The organism is Neolewinella agarilytica (genome assembly GCF_900110645.1).
Lineage (GTDB): Bacteria > Bacteroidota > Bacteroidia > Chitinophagales > Saprospiraceae > Neolewinella > Neolewinella agarilytica.
In genome coordinates this window covers 46170-56087 of record NZ_FOFB01000034.1, presented here as the reverse complement: position 1 = coordinate 56087, position 9918 = coordinate 46170, and the positions used below count along the sequence as shown (strand labels likewise).

At 55.3% G+C, this 9918-nt stretch carries 5 protein-coding genes; 2 read left to right on the top strand and 3 right to left on the bottom strand.

All coding sequences use genetic code 11. The annotated features are described in order from the left end of the window. Positions 1-201: 201 nt before the first annotated feature. Positions 202-1236: a hypothetical protein gene (locus BM123_RS21590; RefSeq protein ID WP_090172832.1), complete on the top strand. Its 1035-nt coding sequence runs from the start codon at positions 202-204 to the stop codon at positions 1234-1236. A gap of 144 nt (positions 1237-1380) precedes the next feature. On the opposite strand, the gene mfd is transcribed toward BM123_RS21590, so the two are convergent. Both mfd and BM123_RS21580 read right to left on the bottom strand, forming a co-directional pair. Beyond that, positions 1381-4794 carry a transcription-repair coupling factor gene (gene mfd / locus BM123_RS21585; protein WP_090172830.1) on the bottom strand — a complete coding sequence of 1138 codons (3414 nt, stop codon included), beginning with the start codon at positions 4792-4794 and terminating at the stop codon, positions 1381-1383. A gap of 226 nt (positions 4795-5020) precedes the next feature. Beyond that, on the bottom strand, positions 5021-7057 hold the full coding sequence (locus BM123_RS21580; RefSeq protein ID WP_090172828.1) for a BatA domain-containing protein: 2037 nt from the start codon (positions 7055-7057) through the stop codon (positions 5021-5023). Positions 7058-7329: 272 nt separating this feature from the next. On the opposite strand from BM123_RS21580, the gene BM123_RS21575 reads away from it, so the two are divergent. Further along, entirely contained in the window at positions 7330-8898 is a 1569-nt protein-coding gene (locus tag BM123_RS21575; RefSeq protein ID WP_090172826.1) for a hypothetical protein, read from the top strand. Between the two features lie 16 nt (positions 8899-8914). Here the strand turns inward: BM123_RS21575 and BM123_RS21570 are convergent, their stop codons facing one another. Further along, on the bottom strand, positions 8915-9862 hold the full coding sequence (locus tag BM123_RS21570) for an ion channel (protein WP_175489505.1): 948 nt from the start codon (positions 9860-9862) through the stop codon (positions 8915-8917). Positions 9863-9918 lie beyond the last annotated feature (56 nt).

Here is a 9918-nt window from a genome sequence, read left to right as displayed (position 1 = left end):
TAGAAAATTCGGCAGGATTCATTCTAGCGGCCAATATTCAGATGGTTCTTTCGTCGATCAGTAGAAACCGAGACTCAAATTTTTAGACATGCTCTTAAAGACCCTAAAAAAGGAAAGAAAGGAATAATTCATCCGCTCGCGGGAAAAATTGGTAGGCCGCTGAGGATGCATCCCCCGCATCTTTGAAGCAAATAAATTAACATGCTTCGCTTCCTTCCGCTTGCTCTTCTATTCTTCGCCTTTACCCTGGGGGCTACTACTCCTTCTTCCCTGTTTGATGAACTGGGGTTGGAAGAATCCAGGGGCACCAGTGCTACCTTAGATATTGAGGGTATGATTCCTGCGGACGGAGAGCGTCCGGGCGTTTTTACTTTTAGGCTTGGGGAGGAGACACATTCCCTATCCGTGGAGGTGTCGCCCCGTGGCAAGTTTCGCCGTCATCATTGTACACTGAAACCGCTGAAGTTGAACTTCAAAAAGGGAGAGTTACGCGCAGCGGGGCTGGCGGAATACGATAAGTATAAGCTCGTCGTCCCTTGCCACCCCGGCAAGGAAGGTGAGCGCATCCTGATGCGGGAATACCTCGCCTACCAGGCCTACGGGTTGCTTACGCCCTACAGCTTCCGGACGCAACTGCTGGAGTTGTCTTTCCGGGAAGGAGACGAAGAACGCCATTTCCCCGCTTTTCTGATTGAGAGTAAACGCCAGTTCGCTGACCGCATGGGCCTGGAAGAAGTAACGGAAATTTATGGAAACATGCAGAAGGATTTCGATCCCGCTGCAGAAGTAACCCATGCACTCTTCCAGTATCTGATCTCTAACGGAGATTGGAACCTGACCCTGGGCCGCAACGCAAAGCTGTTTCGTAAGGCCAGCGGGCAGTTGGTACCCGTTGGCTACGATTTTGACTTCTCCGGTTGGGTGTCTGCGCCTTACGCCCGACCCTCCAGGGATGCCGGGCAGCGTAAGCTGACGGATCATGTTTACCTGGGCTACGCACAGCCCGACCTCGTACTCTCAGAGGTTGTAGAGAATTTTTTGCTGCAATCTGATGCGCTGAAAGAGCTGGTTCGGGGAGACGCTTACCTCCGCTTCTTCCTTCGCCGTACGATGGTTGGTCTGGGGAAAATAAGCGAGCAAGGAATGGGGACGGATGGATATTACCGGTCACTGCGGGGCGCAGACCACGACGTTATTCCCTTTGGGGCGGAGGCCAGTGCTTTTGCGATTATGTAGGCTTACCCCCGTTTGCTGCGCAAACAATTTTCGAGGCGGAGCCTCTCAACCGGGGACCGTCGCTTAATCTATGTCTGTTAATAAGAGGGGCCACCTTTTTTGCTTCTAAAAACCTCCCCTTGCACCTGCGTACGCGCCCAAAAACTACAACGCCGCCTCCGCCCGTTCCGCTTCCATCACTTCCTCCATCTTCTTTACCAGACCTTCCAGTACATCCTGCGCAGTGGACAGGCTGGCCACCCGCTCTTTGGAGACGGACAGGCGCCGGGGCGTTTGCTTGAGTTTTAGCCCCCGCAGTGCGCCCTCTTTGGCGATGATACCACTCAACGCCCGGAAAGCCGCCGAGTCATAGTACATGCTCTGGGCGTCCTCTACGAAGAAGCAGATCAGACGGTTATTTTTTAACACCAACCGTTCAAAACCGAGCCGGCGGCACTGCCAGCGCAGGCGTAGCCCATCAAAGAGTTCTTCTACTTGCTTGGGCACGGCTCCGAAACGGTCAGCCAGGCCGGCGGCGAATTGCTGAAGTCCTTCTTCGTCGGGAATGGCATCCAGCTCCTGGTAGAGCCGCAGGCGCTCCTGCGTACTTTCCACGTAGCTCGTTGGGATGAGCATCTCTGTGTCCGTTTCGATGTTTACTTCCCGGACGAAGTCGCTGGCCTCCGTCAGCTGCTCCGCGAAGACGTCTTTGAATTCCCCCTGCTTGAGCTCCCGAACGGCTTCCTCCAGAATCCGCTGGTAAGTCTCGTAGCCAATATCAGCGATGAAGCCGGATTGCTCTCCGCCCAGCAAATTCCCCGCTCCACGAATGTCGAGGTCTTTCATTGCAATGTTGAACCCGCTGCCCAGGTCGCTGAATTCCTCCAGCGTTCGAAGTCGCTTGCGGGCTTCGGGCGTGAGCACGCTCAGAGGCGGGGCGATGAGGTAGCAGAAGGCCTTCTTGTTGGAGCGGCCGACGCGGCCGCGCAGTTGGTGCAGATCGGACAGGCCGAACTGGTGAGCATTATTAATCAGGATGGTATTGGCATTGGCAATGTCCAGGCCGGTTTCGATGATGTTCGTACAAACAAGGACATCGTAGCGGCGGTCAATGAATTCCATCAGGGTTTGCTCCAGCTTTTTCGGATCCATTTGCCCGTGAGCGGTGGCGAATTGTACGTCCGGGCATAGCTTGCGGAGCATAACGACGATATCCTCCAGGTTTTTTACGCGGTTGTGGACAAAGAAGGCCTGCCCGCCCCGGAAGACTTCATTCTCCAGCGCCTCCTTGATCACCTCGTCGCTGAACTGTCGCACCTCGGTATGGATGGGTTGCCGGTTGGGCGGAGCGGTGCGCAGCACGCTCATATCCCGGGCGTTCATCAGACTGAACTGCATGGTTCTGGGAATGGGCGTTGCCGTCAACGTCATCGTATCAACGTTGACCTGCATTGCCCGGAGCTTTTCCTTGGCTTTGACGCCGAATTTCTGTTCTTCGTCAATAACCAGCAGTCCGAGATCCTTGAACTCCACTTTTTTGGAGAGAATGGCATGGGTGCCGATGAGCAGATCGATCTTTCCACTCTTGAGGTCTTTGTAAATCTGGGTCTTCTCTTTTGCCGTGCGGAAACGGTTGACGTAATCCACCGTTACGCCAAAGGGCTCGAGCCTTTCCTTGAAGGTGCGGAAATGCTGGAGGGCAAGGATGGTCGTAGGTACGAGTACGGCGACCTGCTTACCATCGATGGCGGCCTTGAAGGCCGCCCGCAGGGCAATCTCCGTCTTGCCAAAGCCTACGTCACCACAGATGAGGCGGTCCATCGGGCTGGCCTTCATCATATCTTCTTTAACGGCGTTGGTGGCTTTGAGTTGATCCGGGGTGTCTTCGTAGATGAAGCTGGCTTCCAGCTCGTTCTGCAGGTGACCGTCGGGCGGGAAGGCGTGGCCGGGGGTGGCCTTGCGCTGGGCGTAGAGCTTGATGAGCTCGCCGGCCATATCCTTCATCTTCTTTTTCGTCCGGCTCTTAAGGTTCTTCCAGGCCTCGCCGCCGATCTTGTCGAGGCGCGGCAGCGCGCCGTCTTTACCACTGTATTTCGACAGCTTATGCAGGCTGTTGATGCCGACGTAGAGCACGTCGTTGTTTTTATAGATCAGGCGAACACTCTCCTGACTGCGGCCGGCAATGTCTAATTTCTCCAGACCGGAGAAACGGCCTACGCCGTGGTCTAGGTGAACGACCAGATCGCCCGGTACGAGGTCGCGCAGCATGCGCAGGTTCATCGCCTTGTCCTTCGTGAACCCTTTTCTCAGGCGGTAGCGGTGGTAGCGCTCAAAGATTTGGTGATCGGTGTAGCAAGCCGACTGCATGTCCGGGTCAATAAAACCGGCGTGAATGGCAATCGGGATGGGCTCCCAGCGAACGCCCGCGTCCAGGTCTTTGAAAATGGAGTAGAAGCGCTCTATCTGCTTAGGGTTGCTGGCGAAGATGTAGTTGGTAATCCCGCCACTGGTGTTCTCCAGCAGGTTGCGAATCAGCAGGTCGAAATTCTTATTGAAGCTCGGCTGGGGCTTAGCCCGGCAGTCGATCGTATGATCGATGGGCAGGGATTGCTTGTAGTTGGTGAAGAAGACGATGGGCTTGTCCTTCACATCTTCCAGCACTTCCCCGGGGCGGATAAAGGCCCGGTCACGAAAGATTTGCGCCAGCTCCTGATCGTCGATCACGGTCAGGTTCTTCCCAAACTCTTCCGCACGGCGGAAACATTCGTTCAACCGGTCCATCAGCAGCTGGAAGTCCTTCATCCAGATGGTGGTGTTTTTCGGCAGAACTTCGAAGATGCTCGTCTTTTGCTCCCGGCTGAACTTGGTGTTGATATTCGGGACGATGCTGACGTACTCGACCTTGTCTACTGACAGTTGCTGTAGCGGGTCGAAGGTCCGGATACTCTCAATTTCATCGTCAAAGAGCTCAATGCGGTAGGGGTATTCATTGCCGTAGCTGAAGATGTCCACGATGCCGCCGCGAATACTGAACTGTCCGGGTTCGTAGACGAATTCCTGTCGTTTGAAGCCATACTCGACCAGCACGTCGATGATGGTGTCTACGTCAAGGGTTTCCCCTTTGCTGAGTTCGATGCGGGCATTGGTTAGCTCCGCCGGGGCAACGACCTGCTCGAACAGGGCCTCGGGGTAGGTGACCACGATCTCTCCTTTAGATTTGGAGTGGGTCAGGTAGTTGATGGTTTCCGTGCGGAGCAGCACGTTCGTGGGGTCCAAGACCTCAAAGTAGAGTGGCCGTCGGAAGCTATCGGGCAGTAACCGAACCTGTTTTTTCGGTAGCAGGGCCGCAATGGAGTTCTGGATGTAGGCAGCCTCTTCTTTATCGGTTGCCACCACGAGGTAATGCCCACCGGCGTGTCGGTAAGTGGCCGAGAGCAGAAAGCTTTCCAGTGCGCCAGCAAGACCTTTTAACTGTAACCGCGGAGCCGTTCCTTCCTGACAGATACGGGCGATTTCGGCTACGCGAGGGCTTTCCGCATAGCGCTCCAAGAGCTTTTGGGTAGGATCGGGTAAAGACATCGGAGAAGTAACCCGCTGGGGCGAGCTTGGGTTGCGCTTTGATCGAGGAATTGTTTTCTATGGCGTACCCCGCATCCTCTTGGTTGAGATGCTCCTGCGTCGATCGCGAAAGGGGCCGAAGGCTCCCGGAGCGGGTAAGTGCGGTCGCTTTATGGTTTGACAGGCGTCCCACGGGCAAAGTCGCTTCGCTCCCTTGCCCGAACGACGGCTGAAGCCGTCGCTACAATTATGCCTTCCAGAACCTTAACAAGAGTACTTCCACCAACAAAAACGCCAGCGCCGCCCAGATGAAGTAGCGCCAGAGCGGGGTGCCTTCGTTTCGTTCGCGGATTTCGCCGATGAGACTGGCCTGGTTATCAGCATCCAGCACGGAAACATTGGCGATGCTGCCGAGGTCCGCCAGCTCATCACTGTCGAGGTAAGTCAGGTCAGATTCACTGCGGTTGTAGTTGAAGGCGAAGGCGTCGACTTTTTCGTCGCCCAGCAGCAGGTCGTATACACCTGCTTCGGGTACCTTTCCACCCAGGCCGAGGACTACCCGGCTATCCACCGTGCGTTGTTCGGGAATGAACTCTCCGCCGGGGCCGCGTAGTTTGTACACCAGTTCGGCGGTAGCGCCGCGTTTGCTGGTCTGGATCACCTCGTCGGTGCCAATGGTATAAGCTGCCGGTCGGCGGCGCCCGCTGCTGATGCCCATTTTGTAGAGCATCGGGATGAAGACTTCTGCGTTGAGCGGTAGATTATTGATGTCAGCATCGAGGGGGGCAGCGCTCAGGTAGACATTGCCCTCACCGCTGGCGTATTTCGCCAGGGCGGTACTGCCGTCCCGATAGGTCAGCAGAGCCTCCTGCCGGCGGCTGCCGACGCGGCCGATCGGGAAGTTGGCTTGGGTCGTGGGCAGGCGCAGACTCGCGTTGCGGTTACGGAAAACATCGCGGAAGATGAACTCCCGGTTGTTGAGCCGGCTTACTTCCCGGGCGGTTTCGTCGTAGGCGGTCAGATCGTCCGCTCCCAGGCGACGCAGGAAGGCATTATAGCCATTCACGTCCGCCGTTTTGGGCGGGAATACCAGCAGGTTGCCGCCATTCTCTACGTACTGCCGCAGTTGTTCCGCCAGGCCGGATCCGATGCTGTTTTGCCCCGTCATCACGATCAGGTCATGGTCCGCCAGCCCGCCATAATCAATGTTGCGGTTGCCAACGTAGGTAGCATCGAACACACTCAGCCCGCCAAGAGCAGCCCGCAGGTTGCGGTTTGGGGAGCCATCATCGTCAATGTTGAGCACTTTTACTTTGTCTGCCGTTCGGAAGGTAACGTAGTAGACGTCGTCGAACTGAACGGGGAAGTCGGTAATACGGAGTTCTGCGCTACCCACACCGGCTTCGGAGATGTTGAGGTAAACGCTGTCCACTACGTAATCCCGTGCGGGGATCGCCAGGGTGCCTTCGGGTTTATTCTGCCCGCGGTAGTTGAGGGAAAGGCGGACGTTGTCCAGGTCTTCGGTTCCGTAATTACGGACGCGGACGAGCAACAGGTTATTCTGATTCATCTGCGGTACGGGAGCTTCGAACCAGACGGAATCGATGCCTACGTTGCGTTCCCGTACAGCGGCGAGCGGGACCAGATTGAGTTGTACCGAAGTGTCGAGTTGATCGGCGGAAAGGTCGGTGATGTTGCGTTGAAAGTCGGAGACCAGGTAGCTGATCCGGTTGTCGATGTTCTCGGTGGCCAGCGCGGAGCGCTGGCGGGAAGCCACAACACTGAGGCGGCGGGAGTCGGGGACGACCTTGATCTGCTCAATGAGCTCGAGGGCTTCTTCCTGGCCTACCAGCCGTTGGTTGCGCCCGCTGAAGTTGTTGTCCAGCACCTGAAAGCGGTCTTCTACCCCGTAGGCAGCCACGATGTCACGAGCCCGGTCTTTTGCAATCTGCAGCAGCGGTGCCCGGTCGCTTTCAGCGCCCATGCTGAAGCTGTTGTCCACGAAAAGGCTAACGGCCTTGCGTCCGGTTAATACTTCTTTAGCTGAGGGAATAAAGGGCTGCGCGAAAGCAAACACCAGTGCGGCGAGTGCGAGACAGCGGGCGGCCAGCACCAGCAGATTGCGCAGCCGGCTGCGCATGCTCGTCTCTTCCTTGACCTCCTTCAGGAACTTCACATTACTAAAGGCCACTTTCTTAAAGCGCCGAAAGTAAAACAGGTGAATGATGATCGGGATGGCGAGTGCCGCCAGGGCCCATAAAAAGGAGGGGTAGAGAAATTGCATAGTCCAGGGGGGGAAAGAAAAGGTATACCGGTGTATAGACGAACTGAGGCGGGGTATTGTTTTATGAAAGACTGTAAAGGTAGTCAGAGAGGGAGATAGTTAAGGAGTCAGATCGTCGGGGCAGTCACGTAGCCAAACGGATTGACGGATAAGGCGCGGACGCAGGTCCTGGATTCCGATCCTTACGGGTGCAGGGTTTTAATAAAAGAGCCGTGTAGCCGTCGGCCCGAACATCCACCCCTCTTGTGGCCGTTCTACCAAAAATATTCCCCGTGCAAAAAAAGCTACTTCGGATTGGTGCAGGCCTGCTATTGTTCTTCCTGGCCATTCTTCTGATCGTACCGGTGGTGGCCAGCAAAAAGCTGGATCGATTAATAGAAAAGGCCAATCAGGATGGTGGCCAACTTAGCATTGGAAGCCGGACGCTGGCTTTTCGGCTAACTCATTTCAACCTTAGCGCAGACAGTGTTCATCTGAATCAACGCCCGGGCGGGCAGCAACTTGAAGGAACCATTGCACACTTAGAGGTGAATGGACTCAAGCTTTTCCCATTGCTCCTGAATGATCGGATCAGGATTAGCGAGGTGCTGATTGAGCAACCGGAAATAATCCTGCGGGCAATGGCAAAGGACACAATGAATCAGGAGGAAGACGACGACGGGCCGGACATTAAGATCGGAGAGACCATCATCAAAGATGGTTCTTTTGACTGGTACACTGCGCAGCAGCGGCTTGCCCTGCGGGCACTCGGACTTCAGCTAAGATCCACTGCTCTTCAACTTCCCCTTGCACCCCGTAAGGAACGGGACCCAGGACCTGCGGCCGCGCCTGCTTTGCTTTTCAGCTCCGATAGTCTCATTATTCCGCAGAAAGAAAAGGCAGATTGGTCCTTTAGTGAGGTGAAGCTGGATACGGACCGGGGGCAGTTGCAGCTGGGGACCGTAAAGCTATCGCCCAGACAGGCAGTCCGGCCCTTTCTAACGGCATTGAAAATGAAAGATGACTGGTTAGCTCTGCGCCTGGATGATGTATTGTTTGAGGACGTACCATTCGATAGCCTGATGGCCGGTGGGCTCGCGGTCTTGCCGAAGGTGAGCGTGGAGGATTTTAATCTTCTGGTTTTTGAAAATCCCGCTCTGCCATCCGAAAAAGAAAGTGAGCAGAAGGACTTCTTTGTAGAAAAGTTTCGCAAGCTTCCAGTGCCCGTTCTGTTGCAGGAACTGCGGGTTACCCGGGCCGAAATAACCTATGGCGTATTGCTGGAAGAGAGTAGTGCAGAGGAAATTAACTTTCGGGAAGGGAGTTTGAGCCTGAAAAATTTCAGTACCTATCCACAGGGGGATTCTGCTGTGATAACGGCCGACTTTACTTTCGGGGAAAGGTCTCCGCTACAGGCCCGTTTTGCCCTGGACCAATCGGGTGGTGGCCGTCATTTCAGTGCCACGGGAGAGCTCAGGGATTATGATATGACGGATATCAACCCCTTTATGTCCGTTGCGGCAGAAGCTTTTGTGGAGGGCGGGCACCTCAACAAATTAAACTATAATTTTTCCGTTACCAACGAGGTCGCTGACGGGAAACTCCTGCTTCTCTACGACGGCCTGGAACTCAAACTTGACGGGAAAAAAGCCTGGCTGAAAAATATCATGGAAGATATCGCCATCCGGGACAGCAATCCCCGTTCGGGCGGAGACCTGGTTCACGGAACGGTATACAACGAACACGAAGCGGGGAAGTCTTTCTTTAATCTGTACTGGAAGTCTATCGTCAGCGGGCTACGGTCCAGTGTGTCGGGCAAAATGTTTACCCCCAAAGAGTTGAAAGCCACCGAGCTTCGATAATGACGCTTGACGATGCTTACTGTTTGGTGTAGCGCCCGATCCGGTCAAGGTGTAATTCGGTGGTTTTTTCCCGTTCGAAGTACATGGGCTCAAATCGGGCATCCCAGATGATTTCATTGTGGAGGTAGGAATTATTGATGTGAACGTTCTTGGCGAAGGTCTCATCATACCCGTCAATGGTGATCAGTAACTCTGAATGTCGGCTACAATAATCGGACTCACTCCAATCGGCCATCGGGCTTTCGTCAGTGATGGGGTGAACGACCGTCCAGTTGAGGGGGAACAGGGCTACATTATCTCTTTCCAGTTCCAACGGAGCAAAAAGTCGCTGCCCGTTTTCGAGCCAGGTGAGAACGACGCGGGCGGAGACGTTGATCAGGTGGCTGTCGCGTTTATTTGCAATCCGGAATTGCAGGCTTTGGCCGTCTTCGGCGTAGGGCGCGATGATGGCGTGCTCCGAGAAGAGGATGAGGCGTTGCGGGCGGGCAAAGCGAGCGTAGAACAAACCCGTAACGATGGCCAGGGCGATCCATCCGAAAAGGGCCACGAAGGATGCCAGCGCATGAGCGGCCATGCCCACGGGGGCCATGTCACCATACCCTACGGTCGTAAAGGTTTGAATACTGAAGAAGAAGCTGGAAACAGCCCGGTGCCAAAAGGAGGTTTCCTGGGGGATGCCGGATAAAGAGTCGGTGCCAATGATGAGGAAGCCCGCCGCGAAAAAGAGATTGACCACCACATAGGTGAGCAGCGAGAACAACAAGAACATCGGCCAGCTCATTTCCACCAGGCTTTGGTAGGGGGTGAAGATGGACCGACCCCGACGAACGACATTGAAGCTGCCATCATCATTGATCAGGCGGGTGCCCGGTTGGCGGGCGATCTTGTTGCCCAGGCCCAAATCGTTGGCCGTGCCCGAGTCCGGCGTGCCTGTGAAGCGCTGACGAAGGTTGCGAAGGTTCATGGAGGGGTAACGTCTGGGGGGAGAAGTGGTTGCCAGCGGGCGTTTGGGGCCGCTAC

What these genes read in the sequence shown, in the direction of transcription:
- BM123_RS21590 (WP_090172832.1), top strand. Translation starts at nt 202, where the DNA reads ATGCTTCGCTTCCTTCCGCTTGCTCTTCTATTCTTCGCCTTTACCCTG.
- mfd (WP_090172830.1), bottom strand. Translation starts at nt 4,794, where the DNA reads ATGTCTTTACCCGATCCTACCCAAAAGCTCTTGGAGCGCTATGCGGAA.
- BM123_RS21580 (WP_090172828.1), bottom strand. Translation starts at nt 7,057, where the DNA reads ATGCAATTTCTCTACCCCTCCTTTTTATGGGCCCTGGCGGCACTCGCC.
- BM123_RS21570 (WP_175489505.1), bottom strand. Translation starts at nt 9,862, where the DNA reads ATGAACCTTCGCAACCTTCGTCAGCGCTTCACAGGCACGCCGGACTCG.